Consider the following 17,077-nt stretch of genomic DNA (forward strand, 5'->3'; position numbering starts at 1 on the left):
CCGGACAAACTTTTTAATTTTGCTGAATATCGGAGAGCACAATGAAAACAAAAATACTCAACATTCCCGAATTTTCCCGGTACCTGAACGTAGGTAACGTAAAAAGCGACGATCTTCATGTGATTAATTTTGAAGATAAAAAAGACATCAGATTACAGTCCGATCCCGTAACCATCGATTTTTACCTGCTTGCAATCAAGCCTCCGATTGATGACCGGCTAATAACAGAACAGCTGCTGGAAGACCAGTCAGATTCTTCCTATATGTACGTAGACTGTCCGCAGAACACCCTGGAATGGGAAATTGCCTCACCGTTATCAGGCTACACCATCATGGTAAGTGCCCGGTACCTTGAAAAATATGCCAAAGACTACAACTTTGTTCATTACAACAACCACGAAGCCCTTTTTCTCACCAAAGAAGAAGAAAACATCCTGTGGGACCTGTTCAGAAAGGCAGAACATGAATTCAGCAAAGAAAATTACTCCAGAACCGTAATCATTTCATACGTTAATTTAATTCTCACTTACGTCAAAGAATTTTACGACAGGCAGTTTGATACCAGAAGCAATATCTACAACAGGGTAATCTCTGAATTTCACCAGAACCTCGAAAATTATTTCAATCAAAATGAAAGTGTGGCAGGGCTTCCCTCAGTAGCCTATTTTGCTCAGAAAAGTAATCTTTCCCCCAATTATTTCGGAGACCTCATCAAGCATTTTACCGGAAAATCACCATTAGACCACATCCATGATTACGTCGTAAGACAGGCCAAAGACAAACTGAAAAATACAGCCCTCTCCGTAAGTGAAATATCCTACAGCCTCGGATTCGATTATCCCAACTATTTCGCCCGCTTCTTCAGGAAAAAAACCGGGCTTTCACCCAAAGTATTCAGAAACCAATAAAAGACAGTTCCCATGAGCTGTCTTTATTTTTTTTCAGGAGCTTTATCCTGCTATCCACTCATACTCCTCACACCAGGGCTTTCCACCTTCAATCCTCCCGCTTTCCGGCTCTTGCTGCGGGGTAACCGTTGCTATCAGGGCTATGAATAATGTCATTATTTCAATATGATTCCTTTCCGGTCAATAGGGGCTCTCATAACAAATCCCAATAAATCTCTGCCAACATTTGAGGTTGAATGCAAAAAGGTAAAATGTATCTGTTTTCGAGTAATATGTCTCCGTTTTGAAGCCATACCTCTCCATACCTTTGGTATATCAAAAAAGAAGAGAATAGGATTGAGAAATAATAGATAAAAAGACAAATCGAAAAATAACAGAATATCAAGTCTTCCATCTCCCATTCCTCCATCTTCCATCTCATTATTAACTCATAAAATATAAAGTCATGTCACAGGAAAAAATCAGCATTAAAAATCAGAACGGACAGGGAATCATCTTATCAGCAATTATCAATTTCCCTGAAGGATTCGATCAGAACAAAAAATACCCCGCAATAGTGGTTTCCCATCCGGGAGGAGGCGTAAAAGAGCAGACGGCAGGCCTCTATGCCGGAAAACTTGCCGGAGAAGGTTTCATAACGGTTGCTTATGATGCCTCTTATCAGGGAGAAAGTACGGGAGAGCCCCGCCAGCTGGAAAATCCTTACATCAGAACAGAAGATGTAAGCGCAGTAATCGACTATCTTACCACACTGTCATATATCGATACCGGTAATATTGGCGCTATGGGAATCTGTGCGGGAGCAGGATATACAGCCAATGCAGCCATCAACGACCATAGAATTAAGGCTGTCGGAATGGTAAGTGCCGTAAATATCGGTTCTATGTTCAGAAACGGCTGGGAAAACAACGTAAAAGATGCAGATGCACTGCCTTATTTAATCGCTGGTTCCAATGCCAGAACAGCAGATGCAGGCAGCCCTGAAGTGCAGACCATTCCATTGGCACCGATGAAAGAAGAAGATGCCCCTAACGAAGAACTCAGAGAAGCCTGGGAGTATTACCATACAGACCGCTGTCAACATCCTGCCGCGCCGGGATTTGCCACGGCAAGAAGCCTTACCCAGATCATTTCCTATGATGCATACAACAAAGCCGAAGCCTTTTTCACACAACCGTTACTGGCCATAGTAGGAAGTATGGCAGGAAGCGCATGGATGAGCGATGACCTTCTGGAAAGAGCGGCAACATCCGATAAAAGAAAATATATCATAGAAGGAGCCAACCATATGTCTTTATACGACAGGGAAAACTACGTCAGCGAAGCAGTTGCCCGATTGGTACCGTTCTTTCAGGAAAAGCTGGTTTAATAAGGCCCCTGAATTCATCAACGGAAAAGACTCTTAATATTTGAGAATCTTTGATTCTCAGCTAAAGTGAACTTCTCTGCATAAAATATTAAACTCAATAAAATTAAGGGTAAAATCTGTTACAGCTAATCCTTCTACATAGATTTCACCCCTATTAAAACTCAGTCAGATAAAAAATAGTTAAAATGAACATACAAGCAGTAAAATTTAAAAATATTGCCTGGGACAACGCAGGAATTTTTCTTTTCCCGGCAGATTTCGATGAAAATAAAAAATATCCGACTGTAATATCCATGCATCCCATCGGAAGCTGCAAAGAGCAGACCGCAGGAAATGTCTATGGAAAAGCCCTGGCCGAAGCAGGATTTGTAGTATTGGCATTTGATGCCTCCTTTCAGGGAGAAAGCGAAGGTACACCAAGATATATCGAAAACCCGTACCAGAGAACAGATGACGTTCGCTATGCCATTGATTATCTGGAAACCCTTCCTTACGTGGATGCCGATAGAATAGGAATCCTGGGAATTTGCGGCGGCGGAGGATATTCCCTGAATATTGCCATGACGGAACGCAGGATCAAAGCAGTGGTTTCCATTACCGGGGTGAACTTCGGCCGTTTACTGAGAGACGGTTTTGCAGGTGGAAGTCCAATGGATGTGCTTAATAATGTTACAGCACAACGTTCAGCAGAAGTCAGAGGAGGGGATCTGCTGACCATCAATATGCTTCCGGATTCGGTGGAAGCAGGAAAACAGGCAGGAATTGAAGATATAGACGTGCTGGAAGCCACAGATTATTACAAAACCCAACGAGGGCAGGCCCCCGGTGGGGCAACCAGTGCAGTATATTCCCGTATGGCCGCAGGAATGGGCTGGGATGCTTTCTATTTAAGCGAAACCTTATTAACGCAGCCTATTCTGGTGGTAATAGGAGATAAGCCGGGAGGTTTCGGTGCTTACAGAGACGGATACGGAATCATAAGAAGAGCCGCATCCGAAAAGAAAGAATTGCTGGTTATCAAAGGATATTCCCATTACCAACTGTATGATCAGCCCGAACCCGTAAAACAGGCAATGGAAAAAGTAATTCCTTTCTTCAGAGAAAACCTTTAAACTGAAAATGCGGCTCTATAAAAGAAAAGGCCGCATTTTTATCACCCTGTTTTTATTTAATCCGATGTTATGGTGGCTTTTAATGCCTGTAATTAAAAGTAACTTCCAGCCACTCCTTAACCCGAACTCAGATTAATACAAAAAATATTTCCATACATCCCTGTCAATTCTTATATTTATTTAGAAAAAATCCGTTTTCATAAAATAAACTTGTTTTAAGCTTAACCACAAAGAAACAAAAGCTATTTGCACAGATGTTAGATATGATAAAAATTCTCAAAAGAATAAAAATCAAAGTTTTTTGAAGACTTATGTGAACTTCTGTGCGCAAAGTATTTAAACTTAAAAATCACTAAAGTTTTTTAAATAAAGCTTTTGTGACTTTTGGCTACGTGGAACCACCGGTTTGTGGTTTAATAAAAAGGTTTAAACAGCTTTAATTAAAAGACGACTGGATTCAAAATAAATTAAAAACAATGGTGGAAAATTTTATTTATTATCTGGGACTGGTTATGGTAATTATCAGTTCAATTATGCTGGCAAACCGCCTGAAAGTGGCTTACCCGATCATTCTGGTGATTGCCGGGCTTCTGATCAGTTTTATCCCCGGTTTGCCCGTTCTGAAGATTGATCCCGAACTCATTTTTATCATTTTCCTGCCACCATTGCTATATGAAGCCGCCTTTGCCGTTTCATGGAAAGAAATATGGAAACTTAGGCGGATCATTACCAGCTTTGCTTTCATTGTAGTATTTCTTACCGCTATATCGGTAGCTTTGGTAGCCAATTCATTTATTCCCGGATTTTCGCTGGCATTAGGATTTGTGCTGGGAGGAATTGTTTCCCCGCCCGATGCTGTGAGTGCCGGAGCTATTCTGAAATTTGTGAAAGTTCCCAAAAACGTATCCACAGTATTGGAAGGAGAGAGCCTTTTCAACGATGCCTCCTCACTTATCGTCTTCCGGTTTGCTATGGTAGCGGTAGCTACGGGACAGTTTGTGTGGCAGGAGGCCGCATTAAGTTTTGGATGGATGATATTCGGAGGGCTGGGAACAGGCCTGGTACTGGCATTTTTATTTTTGAAAATTGAAAAAATATTTCCTACCGATGTCAATATGGATGCCATATTGAGCCTGGTGGCACCCTATGTCATGTATATTGCGGCTGAAGAAGTTCATGCTTCCGGTGTACTGGCAGTGGTAAGCGGAGGACTGTATCTCTCCGTCAGGAGACATGAAATATTCCGTACCTCAGAATCACGGCTCAAAGGCTCCAACGTTTGGGAGAGTTTTGTATTTCTCATCAATGGAATCGTATTTCTGCTCATTGGGCTGGATTTACCGGAAATTATGGTCGGGTTGAAAAAAGAAGGAATCAGCCTGTCTGAAGCAGTCGGTTATGGAGTACTGGTGACAGCAGTTTTGATTTTAGTCCGTTTTCTGGCCTCTTTCGGAGCCGTATTGGTTACACTCATCATGAGAAACTTCATCAATGTGGCAGACAGGGATCCGGGAATGAAAGCACCCCTGCTGATGGGATGGACCGGAATGCGGGGAGTGGTTTCCCTGGCAGCAGCACTGTCTATTCCGGTAATTATGGAAAACGGGCAGCCTTTCCCGCACCGGGACCTTATCCTCTTCATAACATTCGTCGTTATTCTGATGACATTAATTGTTCAGGGGCTCACACTGCCTGCGCTGATAAAAAAACTCAGACTCTCCGAATCTGAAAGCAGTTACATGTCCGAAGAAGAATCAGAACACTTTTTAAGAAAAGGAATGCGCCGTGTAGCCTTAGACTATCTCAATGAAAATTATAATGAAAGACGCAGTGAAAACGAATATTTCAACAGGCTGATGGACCGCTGGGAGCAGGAAGATAAAGAAGATTCCACCCACACGCTTTCCGATAAAGCCAAAGAAATTTATTTTGAAACCCTGGAACAGCAGAGAATCTGGCTCAGAGAGGAAAACAGACGGAATTCCCATATAGACGAAGAATACATAAGACATTATCTCACAAGGCTCGATCTGGAAGAAGAAAGGCTCAGAATGTAAAAAAATACAGCTATGAATTTAGTAAAACAGCTCGGGCAGTTCCCGGACGAAAAAAGAAAAGAATACTTCGGTACCCTTCCCAATTATCTCAACGGAAGATTTCAGAATATACTTCCCACACCCGCTTTACTGGAAGGAGAAAGCATGACCAAAGCACTCCTGAACAGTTTGTGCAAAACAGAAAATACAACCCCGGCAGCACCGCTTCCGTTTATTACAACAGACCTTAAAAATCTCAGGCCTGAAGAAAACATATTGGTATGGTTCGGGCACAGTTCCTATTTTATCCAGATTGATGGTAAAAAGTTTCTGGTAGATCCCGTATTCAGTGGTAACGCATCACCCATGCCGGGTTCCATAAAAGCGTTTCCGGGAGCAGATTACTACAAACCGGAACATATGCCGGATATAGACTTCCTGCTCATCTCACACGATCATTGGGACCACCTGGATTATACAACCGTTCAGGCCCTGAAAGATAAAACAGGAAAAATAATATGCGGTTTGGGAACCGGCCAGCATTTTGAATACTGGGGATGGCCTGCTGATAAAATCATTGAAAAAAACTGGTGGGAAAGTATAGATATTGCCGAAGGTTTTAGGCTTACCCTCACTCCGGCAAGACACTTTTCAGGAAGACTGCTCAACAGAAATATCTCGTTATGGACCTCCTTTGTTTTAAAAACTCCATCCGGAAATTTTTTCCTGGGCGGCGACAGCGGTTACGGAAGCCATTTCTCCGAAATCGGGGATCAATACGGCCCCTTCGATCTGGCTGTAATGGAGTGCGGACAGTATAATGAAAAATGGCCTTATATCCACAGCCTGCCCGAACAGATCCTTCAGGAAGTAAAAGAACTGAAAGCCGAAAACTTCATTCCTGTTCACAATTCAAAATTTAAATTAGCCCAGCATCCGTGGTATGAACCCCTGGCTCTTGTTTCAGAATATGCGGAAGAACATAACCAGCCGGTTACCCTTCCGATGATCGGTGAAAAAACGGACCTGGATCAGTTGGGAAAAGTGGACTGGAAAAAATGGTGGGAAGATTGCAAATAGCTATAAAAAACGGAAGCCTGCTCCGGAAAGCAGGCTTCATCATTCATCATCAACTAACTTAAAAAATATCTATGGTTCCAGATGGTTTACCTTCGTATGGATAATATCATAATATACGGAAGGGTTCGCTGCATCAGGAGTAATTCTGTAAGTAAACTCATTACTGTTTAAGGTAAGAATATCAACTATACGGGTGAAAAGTACATTCCCTGCATCATCCAGAGCTGTGATGGTTCTTTTCTTTCCGTCCGCGGAAATAGACCATGTTCCTTTAGATCTTAAAACATTATTTAATCCGTAAATAGTGTAAGTTCCATTGGCTTTGAAATAAGAATATCCTACAAACCCGGCAACACTTGCATCACTTAAAGCAACCGGCTGCCCGCTGCTGTTCTTGGCTCCGGTAGTTTCCCAGGGAGTGGAAGCAAGCGTAAGCTGTCCGTTAGCAGGCTCGGCATGTGGTGTTCTGGTGTGGATAATGTCATAATAGATTGACTGATCTGCCGCATTTGGACGGATTCTGTATGTAAATTCATTACGGTTAAGAACAAGAATCTCTACATCACGGGTGAAAATTGTTGTTCCGTCCGGATTCAATGCCGTAATCGTTCTCTTGGTTCCCAAAGCATCTACCGACCAGGTACCTCTCGATCTGATCGCATCATTAAGCCCGTAAATTACAAAACTGCCGTCACCTTTAAAGTAAGCAAAACCTACATAGCCGTTTACACTGGCGTTGTTCAGATCAACAGATTGCCCGTTTCTGTCCTTAGCTCCCGTAGTTTCCCAGGGAGTGGAAGAAAGAGTCTGTGAGGGAGTCAGCTGCTCAGTGATAATCTCATCATTATCAGAGCATGATACAAAAGCAGCAGAAAAAAATACAGCTGCAAACAGGTAAAATAATTTTTTCAATGTATTCATAATTGGATTTTTAAATCTCTGCAAACTTATTCCTTTATGAATATCAAAACTTTGTACGAAATATCTCTTTTTTTGTAAAAAATATCACTGAGGATTATTAGAGTTATTAATCTTTGGATAAAGTTGAAAAATCAGAATATCACCATCCGCTCACCAGCAGGTTTCTGGCCGCTTTCTCACTGCATTTCTGATATTTGGAGTAGGCGGAAGCTGCACGGGTTCTGATCTGTTCCCCCGATTCGTCTTTTACATATCCTGTCAGGGCATCATGCAGAATATAAGCCTCCGGAGCCATGAGATGAGTAGTCCATAGCAAAGGATTAGCATGGGTATCTTTTAGCTGAGGTGAAAAAAACTTCTTGCTGTAACAGGCTAGAATAATACAGTCCCGGGTTTTTCCGTCTATGTTTTTAAAAGATTCCGGTAATTGAAAATCCATCAGCCCGTCATGTCCGATATATGAAACCAGTCTTGAATTTCCATAGATCCCGATCCGTTTTCCGTTTATATTCATTACATCTTTCAGCTGTCCGGAACTGCTGTGGAAAAAATCCCGGGTACAGTTTTCAATATATTTACCGTCATAGGCATCTGCTACCAGATAGTAATTTTTATCAGGAATATTCTGAAAAATAAGCCTCTCCATTCGTACAGAATCCTTTTTCTCCGACTTTAAAAGCTTCCATTCTTTACTCTTTTTAAAATAAGTACGGACTCCGTAAGCAGCTCCCCAATACAGATTCTGATCAGGATCCTGCCCGTTTCCGATCTTCTCAGGAACAGGTACAATTCCCTGGTATTTGTTATCACATAAAGCCACAAGAACGTGAATGGTTTTTGTATTTTCATCAAAGTTCTTTACATTTTTCAGTACTCTTTTATCAGAATCTTCCTTTGAACCGGATCTGTTTCCTTTCACCTTATATTCACAGCTTAAAAGAAACAGAGCAGGAGAAAAAAATAAGAGAAAAAACAAAATTGAATAACCCCTTTTCATATCAGAAATGCATTTCCGCTAAAAATACAAAATATCTGAAAGCAATCTTTCTTTATATTACTTATCTCAGTTTACGCCCTTATTTACTTTAAAAAAAGCATTTGAGCCTGTTTAAAATCAGAAAAAACACTGATGCTGAAAATTTTTCTCCCTCGGATTCAGCAGAATGAGCAGATTTTTTTGAATCTTTAAACTTAAATAGAGAGGACATTATTACTTTTATAGGGATATTTTAAGATCTGCGTAATATGCCGGATCAGCGAGAAAATAAAAATAAGCTGATTGGCCGAAGCGTATGGATAAGCACTGCTTCATCAGCGACGAAGTCGCATCCCTTTGACCACTTAAAATAAAGTGGAATTATTCATAAACTTTGCGTGAATCTTTATTAATCATTTCAGAAAAGAAAAAAACTTCCCATTGCCATAAAAATTCTATTTTTGAGCATGAACAACAGAAACCGTGGAAAAAATACAGGAGACGATGCCCTGTTCGGATCAGAAAAACAGATTGACAAACTGAAAATGGCCGTTCAGGATATGCAGTATCTGTTAAGCAGAGGTTATGCCGAAAAAGCCTCTTCCGAACTGGCAGGAAACCGGTACAGACTTAAAACCCGTCAGATACAGGCATTCCGTGGAGCTTCAGCATCCGTAGAACAGATCCGGAACAGGAAACATAAAGAGTTGCAGGTTGTCGAACTTAAAGATAAGACCATTTACCTGGATGGGTTCAATGTACTGATCCTGTTGGAAAGCCTGCTCTCCGGAGCTTATCTTTTTGAAGGGGTGGATGGCTGTTTCCGTGATCTGTCAGGAGTTCATGGTACCTATAAAAGAGTGAACCAGACACAGAAAGCGCTGGAACTTGTTGCTTTTTTCTTTCAGAAAGCAGAAGTTCAGAAACTGATCTGGATTTTCGATAAGCCCGTTTCCAACAGCGGAAGAATCAAACAGATGGTTCTTGATTTTGCCGTTGAAAATAAAATGGACTGGGAGGCAGACCTGCAGTTTAACCCGGATCAGTTTCTGGCGGAACATGCGGAAATTTCGGTTTCTTCAGACGCATGGATTCTGGACCACTGTAAAACATGGTTCAATCTCATCGGTTATCTCATCGCAGAAGAAAAGCTGGACGTAAACCTGGTAAAAATGTATTGAAAATGAAACTGTTTGAGCCCATTATTCCCTTACTTTCAGATTCGTGGAAACAAAAATACCGGCCAATCCTGGCTGAAGAACATATCGGTAACCTTGAACATAATATCCTGAATTTTCAGGAGAAAATGGCAGACTGGCAGCTGCCGTACTTTAATGAAGAAATAAAAATCAGCAGAAAAGACAGTTTTGATCTGTTCACCGATATATTCCGAAGCAATATTCGTGATGAGGTTAAAGCGGTCCGGCTTGAAAAAATTCCGTTTGAACACTGGCTGAATATCCTGGGCCAGCGCCTGACTTCCGCCAGCATCCGTGATGAAAATGCAGTTCCTCCACTTAGAGAAACACTGCTTGAAGCGTGCCAACAACCTTTTAACAGTGAAATAACCATTGCCCAGAGAGCCTGGGAAAAACATGCCGGAAGGATGGATGATGAATTCTGGGGTGAGATCAAAGGAAATAATACCCAAAAGCAGGAAAAAGTGATGGAAAAGATTACTTATATTCTCGACAACAGAACCTGGTGGAATGTTTTTTTTCATTACAAACACGAGCTGGTATTTGAAGTCCGGGAAAAGGAAGGGCATGGTATCCGGTGGGGCCACGGAGGCCATAAGCTGATCGGGTTCCTGGAAAAATTTATTAACGAATAATTGATCTTTTTTCTGCTGCGTAAAAAGATTGCGCATTTAGAAAATAGTTTTGCAGACATAAAACTGAAGCAATGGAACTTTCGGAGCAAAAATTTTCAAAAAACGAATGGGAAACATGTCTCAAGGTATTGAATGCCCTGAAGGACGAACCCTTCCTCAATCCGGATAACAGAACGTTTTCAGGACTGATCACGAAGATTCATAAAAATGCGAAAAAACAGAACCGTCAGGAAAGCTATTCCCGGATGAAAACACATGATCTGGAGATCAGCTCAGAAGCCGTACTCGTGAAAAAAGCACTGGCTGGGGTTTCAGGCTTTTATGATGATGAAAAAGACGAAACGAAATTAACGAAACTTCAGATCCCTAAAAACTGCTACTGCTGTAACCGGAGCTATCAGTACGCCCACTCCTTCTATACCCGGATGTGCCCGGAATGTGCCGGAGAAAACTATGAAAAACGTTTTCTGACAGCCGATCTTACCGGGAGAAATGCCATTCTTACCGGAGGAAGAGTAAAAGTAGGCTTTGCCACGGCGTTGAAGCTGCTGAGAAACGGAGCCAATCTGGTTTTGACAACCCGTTTCCCCGCACTGGCCCTTCAAACTTTGCAGCAGGAAGCAGATTACAGTGAATGGAAAGACAGACTTTGGATATATGGCCTGGATTTGAGAAACTTAAAAGCCATTCAGGAATTTGTAGATTTTTACCGGTTACATTTTGATACGCTGGATATCCTGATCAATAACGCCGCCCAGACCATCAAGTACCCGGATGAATACTATCTCCCGATCATCAAAAAGGAAAAAGAAAAAGAACTGGAATTTAAACATATTCCGAATTTCATTCCGAACCGGACAGAAATTTCAAAAGAGATCGCCAGACTGGAATATGCGGAGAATGAAGAATCACAGATTGCACTTACGCGATTCGGACAGCCGGTAGATAACCGTGAGAAAACAAGCTGGAATTCTACACTGGAAGAAGTTTCCATGTACGAACTGGTAGAGGTGAACCTCATCAATCATATCGCTCCGTATTTTCTGATCAAGGAACTGAAACCCCTAATGAAAAACTCTTTGTTTAAAGAAAAATTCATCATCAATGTCACCTCATCAGAAGGAATTTTCAGCTACGAAAATAAGACGGTTTTTCATCCGCATACCAATATGACGAAGGCTGCTTTGAATATGATGACCTTTACTTCCGCAAGAGAATTTGAAAAAGATCAGATCTACATGAGTGCCGTGGATGTAGGATGGATTTCCACGGGCGCAAAAGAAAGTTTAAGAAAAAAACAGTTTGAACAGGGGTATATTCCGCCGCTGGATTCCGTAGACGGAGCTGCAAGAATTCTGCATCCGGTGGCAGAAGGAATCAAAGGAAATTACCTGAGCGGGGTTCTGCTGAAAAATTATAAAATTCATACCTGGTAAAACCGGACGGAGATAATAGTAATAACTGGAAAAACACATTTTGCTAAGATGAATTGCAGGTTCGAATCCTGCTTATCTCCCAAAAAACGAAACGTTAGTTCAATGGAAGAACACTGGCTTTCCTCGCCGGAGGATGCGGGTTCGAATCCCGCACGTTTCACAGGAGTACATAGTTCAACAAGAAGAATACGTCTGCAGCATGGACGAGGTTGTAGGTTCAAATCCTGCTGTACTCCCTTTAATCCCGGAGATAATAGTTTAACTGGAAAAACGTATTCCTACCCCGAATCGATACGGGTTCGAGTCCCGTTTATCTCCCAATTGAAACAGTAAAAGAAATAGTTTAATCTGGAAAAACTTATTCTTAAAGAGTACATTACCGGTTCGACCCCGGTTTTCTTTTACTTTAAAAAATAATGTTATGCTTAAAAATCTATTGCTTTTTTTCCGGATTGTTGATGAAATTTATACTCCAGCTCCCATAGTCAGGGGCGAAAAATCAGTGAAAGATCCTGTAAAGCCGGAGGAAACTTCAATTTCTGAAGAAAAACCGGTAACAGCATCAAAACTAAAAATAATGCCGGTCAGCACAAAAAAAATTACAGAACTGGAAGAACATACAGAAGATTACAAAGAATACTGTCTTGAAAATACAGGTAATCAGCATTTGATGAAAACACCGGACTATAAAGTAATCAGCCGTAAAGACAGTACAGAAACATTCTTTATTCCGGATGATGCCTTTATTACGCATGACGAACATAAGATGCTTCGCATAGAAAGCAGGTATTTTGTAAAATATATCCAGCAGGAATACAATCCCATAACCCAGCTCAACGAAAATGTATACGATTAATCCTGTAAAAAGATATAAAATATTTTCCGGGGCAGACCTTGAGAATATCCGTTTTGATGAATATGCATCCATAGAGATCTATGCTGAAAACATGATCTTTGATGTAAGAGAAATAGCGGGTAATCTGCTGTTGAGGGGAGAAGGATGCCGTTTTCCGGAATTGGTGAATATCCGGGGAAACCTTTCCGTGGATGCAGCAGGCTGTGCATTACCGGAGCTAAGATCCGTAGACGGTCATCTGGCCATGCATTATGAAACACAATTAAGCCGGCTGGAAAAAGTAAACGGAAACTTCAAATGCATCGTTGATTTCAATTTTAAAGATCCTGTACAGATAGGCGGAAGCATCAAGGTAAAGAACGCCGGAGTATATTCAGGAAGCAGAAAACTGACGGATAGAAGACAGGTCATTGAGATCAGTCACCAGGATCAGGCTGATGCTTTGCCTGTGGACGGGAATTTCAACATCAGTATTGTGGCGAATAATATTACATTCAGACAGCGGGAAATCCGGGGTAGAATTAATATTTACAGTAAAAATGTTTCCTTCCCCAATCTTGAATATATTCACGGACGGCTAAAAATAGAATGTCAGGATAAGACACAGGCTCATTTCAATTATGATTTTCCGGTTATGAAAAAAATAATCGGAAACCTGAAAATAAACCGGACCAGAGTGGATTTTCCCGGACTTGAGGAAATTTCGGGAAATATTGAGATCAGTAATAATTCTTATGCAGCATTTCCGCTTCTGGAAAAATCAGGAAGTATTCAGATCGGACAGTATGCAGGAGCAGGATTTCCTTTCCTGAAAGAAATAAACGGAAACTTTCAGAACAGTGGATTTGAAACCTGTTACCTGACAGAGCTGCAGAAGGTACAGGGAAGTCTGAATACCCATCAGGTTCTGGCAGAAAACGTACTGGAAGTAGGAAATCTGATAATGGGGAAATACTGTGAATTCAATCATTTAAAGAAGATCAATGGATATGTAAGCTCTAATGGAAGTTTTAACTTCAGATCACTGGAGTATATCGGATCTATGGTCAATGAAAAGCAGAAAAACTCAGAACTGCCTTCATTAAAGAAGATAGGTAATTACCTGTTCGATGAAAATGACGGCTTGGAAGACTTTGCAGAACATATCCATTTTAATGTAAGGGAAAACCTGTTTGTATCAAAAAACAGGTGTTATATCGCCAGACTGCATGCGGGAGTGATGTATGACTGTTTCAGCTATCCGCTTAAAAAACTGGTCTCTATTTTAAAACTGCGGCATAAAAGCTTTCAGAACTTTGTCACCCGTGAATATGAAAGAGAGTGGATCAATTACAATTCACCCAACTTTAAAAAAGTTTTACATCAGATTGAAAGAGTATGGACTCAAACAGACCCCATCCGTTATGAAGAGTTTTTTACCCATTACGACAGGGATTTTAAACTTTTCTGTTTCAGCTATCTCGGGGTGGGAACATTAATGAAAAAACTTGATGCCGGAAAAATCTGTCAGGACGAAATTCAGGTCAATTACTTTGAATACGATGAAAACGGAAACAAAAACCGGATACAGAGAACCAATTATTACGAAGTATATGAAGTGGAAAATGAGAAATTCAGACTGTCCCTGTGGGGAAGAGAACGACATTCTTATGCCGTGAAATGCTGGTGCCCTTCTACCTCGGAAGAACACTGGCTCTGGATAGAATCCCGGTATAAAGATAACGCATTAACCGCGATAGCATCTACCTTCAGGATTCACGAGAATATCATTCCTCATATTAAATGTCTGAAAAGGCAGGGCGATGTGCTGATCTGTGAATTGAAAAAGGAAGTCCGCCCGGAAGGAAATGTGAGACCTTTAACCGCTGAAGAATATTTCAGTCTTCTGGAAGCAGAAGCATAATCATAGGACAGAAGCAGTAGTTTAAGCTGAAAAACGATCCCGACAAGGAGCTTTACAGGTTCAAATCCTGTCTGCTCTGTCTTTTTAAACCAAAATAAAATAACGAAAGAACCAAAAAAAAGAAATTAAGAAAAAAATAAAAAATATTATGAACACATATATCGATATTGGCATTAACCTGACCAATAAACAGTTCCACAACGAACACGACGAAATCATCAACCGTGCCCTGGACAACGAAGTAGATCACATGATCCTTACCGGAACCAGCGTAAGAGGAAGCCGGGAATCCGCAGAAATCGCGGCAGACTACCCTGAAATCCTGTATTCCACAGCAGGAATCCATCCCCACGACGCTAAATCTTTCAACTCAGAAAGCATCCCCGGACTCAGACAACTATTAAAGCTGGATCATGTCATCTCAGTAGGAGAGTGCGGACTGGATTTCGACAGGGACTTTTCACCAAGACCTGTTCAGGAAAAATGTTACAGGGCTCAGCTTGAATTGGCCATTGAAGTCCGTAAACCGCTTTTTCTGCATGAAAGAGCTGCATTTAAAAGGTTTAACGAAATTACGGATGAGTATCTTTCCAAATTACCGGAAGCAGTCGTACACTGTTTTACAGGAACTCTGGAAGAAGCGAAAATATACCTGGATAAAGGCTTTTACTTAGGATTTACCGGGGCAATAAGTGATGAGAAAAGATTCAGCCATCTGGAAGAGGTGATCAGATATACCCCTCTGGACCGGATGATGATTGAAACAGACGCTCCGTTTATGCTGCCGAAAAATATGCCGAGAACACAGAACCGCCGCAATGAACCTTCTTATCTTCCGTACGTGGCGCAGACAATTGCCCGCTGGAAGAAGATCAGTATTGCTGAAGTTGCAGATGAAACCACAGAAACGGCCGGGAATTTTTTCAAAATATAAAAAAGAGCCCTACTGTAAAGTAAAGCTCTATTATTTTTACAACACAAAGTTTCATGATTAATATCGTAGATTTAAGAAGTATTGATTCAATGAAACGTACGTTATCACACCGCTTCATCAGCGACGAAGTCGCCACTCTTTGTCTTCTCAAAATAAAACATCAGGTTATCCAAGCTTTGCGTTTATTTTAAATTTTTGAAATATCAAGCCAGATCAGAAATAGTCAGTCTGTTGATGAATTCAGATTCTAAAGACTTTTCAAAGCAGCTTCCAAAGCAAGCTCCATCATCGGCTTCAGGGCTTTTTCCCTTTCGTCAGCTGAAATTTTTTCGTGAGTAGGAATAATATCAGTAACGGTAAGGATCGTTGCCGCATTTTTCCCTAAATGCCGGGCGTTGGCAAATAACCCGAAAGCCTCCATTTCTACCGCAGGACAGTTGTATTGGGTTGCGATAGCAGGAATATCAGGATTTTTTCGGTAGAAAATATCGCTGCTGTGTACGTTGATCGCTTTGGCATTCAGAGAAAGCGCTTTAGCCGTTTCATTGATTGTTCCAAAGATATTACCCTGGTGAGAAAGGATTTCATCTTCAATTTCCCAGGCATATTTGGCATAGGTACTTTCGCTGGCTGCATTTTCGATATTTAAAATATCAAAAAGTTTAAGATCCGTGGTATAAGCTCCGCAGGTTCCGATTCGGATGATGGTATCTACCTCATATTCGGTGAAGAGCTCAAAAGAATAGATCCCGATACTTGGGAACCCCATTCCGCTGGCACCCACAGTGATTTCTTTACCTTTATAAAGACCGGTGTAATAAAAAATTCCTCTTGTTTTGCTTACCAGTTTAGCATCTTCCAAATAATTTTCAGCAATATATTGTGCACGGAGCGGATCCCCCGGCTGTAATACTACTTTAGCAATTTCTCCTTTTTTTGCACTGATGTGAATACTCATAATTTTATTTTGAATGTGGACAAAGATACTAAATATGTGGATTATGAACTGTCAATGGTGAATAGTCATCCGCTTCGCTTGTGAATTTTTTAAGCTCAATTCACTGTTGACTTGCAAAGCAAAATTGACCATTCACCAAAATAACATTGCCAATCCGGAGCAACGATAGCATAATACAGAGCAGGTGTCCGAACGTTCCGGCAGTTACTTTTGTAAAATAATTAAAATTTTTAAAAAAAATGAAAATTGAACATATTGCCATCTGGGTAAAAGACCTCGAAAAATCCAGAATGTTTTACCGGAAATATTTCGGAGCTGTCTCCAATGAAAAATATCGTAATCCGGTAAAGAACTTCGAATCCTTTTTTTTAAGCTTTGAAAACGGATGCCGCCTTGAATTAATGACCAGACCGGACATTCAGGAGAACGAAAACTCTTTTGAAGCACAGAAGTATGGAATTATACATCTGGCTTTTTCAACGGGAAGCCGTGAAAAAGTAGACCGGCTTACGGAAATTTTAAGAAAAGACGGATACAGGATCGCAGGAGAACCGCGTACAACAGGGGACGGTTACTATGAAAGTGTCATTCTGGACCCGGAAGGTAACATTATAGAAATAACTGAATAGAAATAATGTAAATGGTGAATAATGAATCCGTTTTGCTTGTGAATTTTTTCACGGTTGTTTCAATTCATCATTGACTTGTGCAGCAAAATTGACAATTCACTGGTAATATTCCTAAAAAGTTTTAT

15 protein-coding genes and 5 tRNA genes are annotated in these 17,077 nt (G+C 41.0%); 17 read left to right on the plus strand and 3 right to left on the minus strand.

Annotation, left to right across the window (positions count from 1 at the left end):
- Nucleotides 1-41: 41 nt before the first annotated feature.
- From AC106S_RS07785 to AC106S_RS07805, 5 genes are all read left to right on the plus strand, one after another.
- On the plus strand, nucleotides 42-908 hold the full coding sequence (locus tag AC106S_RS07785) for a helix-turn-helix domain-containing protein (RefSeq protein WP_482438529.1): 867 nt from the start codon (nucleotides 42-44) through the stop codon (nucleotides 906-908).
- Nucleotides 909-1,353: 445 nt separating this feature from the next.
- On the plus strand, nucleotides 1,354-2,277 hold the full coding sequence (locus AC106S_RS07790; protein WP_482438530.1) for an alpha/beta hydrolase: 924 nt from the start codon (nucleotides 1,354-1,356) through the stop codon (nucleotides 2,275-2,277).
- A 185-nt stretch (nucleotides 2,278-2,462) separates the two neighbouring features.
- Complete coding sequence (locus tag AC106S_RS07795; protein ID WP_482438531.1) at nucleotides 2,463-3,389, plus strand: alpha/beta hydrolase; 927 nt, start codon at nucleotides 2,463-2,465, stop codon at nucleotides 3,387-3,389.
- 476 nt (nucleotides 3,390-3,865) lie between these two features.
- Nucleotides 3,866-5,446: a Na+/H+ antiporter gene (locus AC106S_RS07800; RefSeq protein WP_482438532.1), complete on the plus strand. Its 1,581-nt coding sequence runs from the start codon at nucleotides 3,866-3,868 to the stop codon at nucleotides 5,444-5,446.
- A 12-nt stretch (nucleotides 5,447-5,458) separates the two neighbouring features.
- Complete coding sequence (locus tag AC106S_RS07805; protein WP_482438533.1) at nucleotides 5,459-6,505, plus strand: MBL fold metallo-hydrolase; 1,047 nt, start codon at nucleotides 5,459-5,461, stop codon at nucleotides 6,503-6,505.
- A 69-nt stretch (nucleotides 6,506-6,574) separates the two neighbouring features.
- Here AC106S_RS07805 and AC106S_RS07810 read toward each other — a convergent pair whose 3' ends face one another.
- Together AC106S_RS07810 and AC106S_RS07815 are read right to left on the minus strand one after the other, a co-directional pair.
- Nucleotides 6,575-7,426, minus strand: coding sequence for a DUF4822 domain-containing protein (locus AC106S_RS07810; protein ID WP_482438534.1), 852 nt, complete (start codon nucleotides 7,424-7,426; stop codon nucleotides 6,575-6,577).
- A 139-nt stretch (nucleotides 7,427-7,565) separates the two neighbouring features.
- Entirely contained in the window at nucleotides 7,566-8,345 is a 780-nt protein-coding gene (locus tag AC106S_RS07815) for a hypothetical protein (protein WP_482438535.1), read from the minus strand.
- 524 nt (nucleotides 8,346-8,869) lie between these two features.
- Here AC106S_RS07815 and AC106S_RS07820 point away from each other — a divergent pair.
- The 11 genes from AC106S_RS07820 to AC106S_RS07870 all read left to right on the plus strand — a co-directional run bounded on the left by AC106S_RS07820 (nucleotide 8,870) and on the right by AC106S_RS07870 (nucleotide 15,365).
- The gene (locus AC106S_RS07820; RefSeq protein ID WP_482438536.1) at nucleotides 8,870-9,583 is read left to right on the plus strand and encodes a DUF434 domain-containing protein; all 714 of its coding nucleotides are present in this window, start codon (nucleotides 8,870-8,872) and stop codon (nucleotides 9,581-9,583) included.
- Nucleotides 9,584-9,585: 2 nt separating this feature from the next.
- Complete coding sequence (locus AC106S_RS07825) at nucleotides 9,586-10,236, plus strand: hypothetical protein (RefSeq protein ID WP_482438537.1); 651 nt, start codon at nucleotides 9,586-9,588, stop codon at nucleotides 10,234-10,236.
- A 71-nt stretch (nucleotides 10,237-10,307) separates the two neighbouring features.
- Nucleotides 10,308-11,672: an SDR family NAD(P)-dependent oxidoreductase gene (locus AC106S_RS07830; RefSeq protein WP_482438538.1), complete on the plus strand. Its 1,365-nt coding sequence runs from the start codon at nucleotides 10,308-10,310 to the stop codon at nucleotides 11,670-11,672.
- A gap of 9 nt (nucleotides 11,673-11,681) precedes the next feature.
- Nucleotides 11,682-11,752, plus strand: a tRNA-Ser gene (locus AC106S_RS07835).
- A gap of 8 nt (nucleotides 11,753-11,760) precedes the next feature.
- Nucleotides 11,761-11,832 (plus strand) — tRNA-Gly (locus AC106S_RS07840).
- A 3-nt stretch (nucleotides 11,833-11,835) separates the two neighbouring features.
- Nucleotides 11,836-11,908, plus strand: a tRNA-Ala gene (locus AC106S_RS07845).
- Nucleotides 11,909-11,919: 11 nt separating this feature from the next.
- Nucleotides 11,920-11,990: transfer RNA gene (locus AC106S_RS07850), tRNA-Gly, on the plus strand.
- A 103-nt stretch (nucleotides 11,991-12,093) separates the two neighbouring features.
- Nucleotides 12,094-12,528 (plus strand): hypothetical protein, encoded by a 435-nt coding sequence (locus AC106S_RS07855; protein WP_482438539.1) that lies wholly within the window; start codon nucleotides 12,094-12,096, stop codon nucleotides 12,526-12,528.
- Nucleotides 12,515-14,431 (plus strand): hypothetical protein, encoded by a 1,917-nt coding sequence (locus AC106S_RS07860; RefSeq protein WP_482438540.1) that lies wholly within the window; start codon nucleotides 12,515-12,517, stop codon nucleotides 14,429-14,431. Before AC106S_RS07855 ends, AC106S_RS07860 begins: the two co-directional genes overlap by 14 nt.
- 10 nt (nucleotides 14,432-14,441) lie before the next feature.
- Nucleotides 14,442-14,510 (plus strand) — tRNA-OTHER (locus AC106S_RS07865).
- A gap of 69 nt (nucleotides 14,511-14,579) precedes the next feature.
- A complete protein-coding gene (locus AC106S_RS07870) occupies nucleotides 14,580-15,365 on the plus strand; it encodes a TatD family hydrolase (protein WP_482438541.1) in 786 nt (261 codons plus the stop codon).
- Between the two features lie 247 nt (nucleotides 15,366-15,612).
- Here AC106S_RS07870 and deoD read toward each other — a convergent pair whose 3' ends face one another.
- Nucleotides 15,613-16,323: a purine-nucleoside phosphorylase gene (gene deoD, locus AC106S_RS07875; RefSeq protein ID WP_482438542.1), complete on the minus strand. Its 711-nt coding sequence runs from the start codon at nucleotides 16,321-16,323 to the stop codon at nucleotides 15,613-15,615.
- 239 nt (nucleotides 16,324-16,562) lie between these two features.
- On the opposite strand from deoD, the gene AC106S_RS07880 reads away from it, so the two are divergent.
- Nucleotides 16,563-16,952: a VOC family protein gene (locus AC106S_RS07880; protein WP_482438543.1), complete on the plus strand. Its 390-nt coding sequence runs from the start codon at nucleotides 16,563-16,565 to the stop codon at nucleotides 16,950-16,952.
- Nucleotides 16,953-17,077 lie beyond the last annotated feature (125 nt).

The sequence above is a fragment of the Chryseobacterium sp. FR054 genome (genome assembly GCF_056844565.1).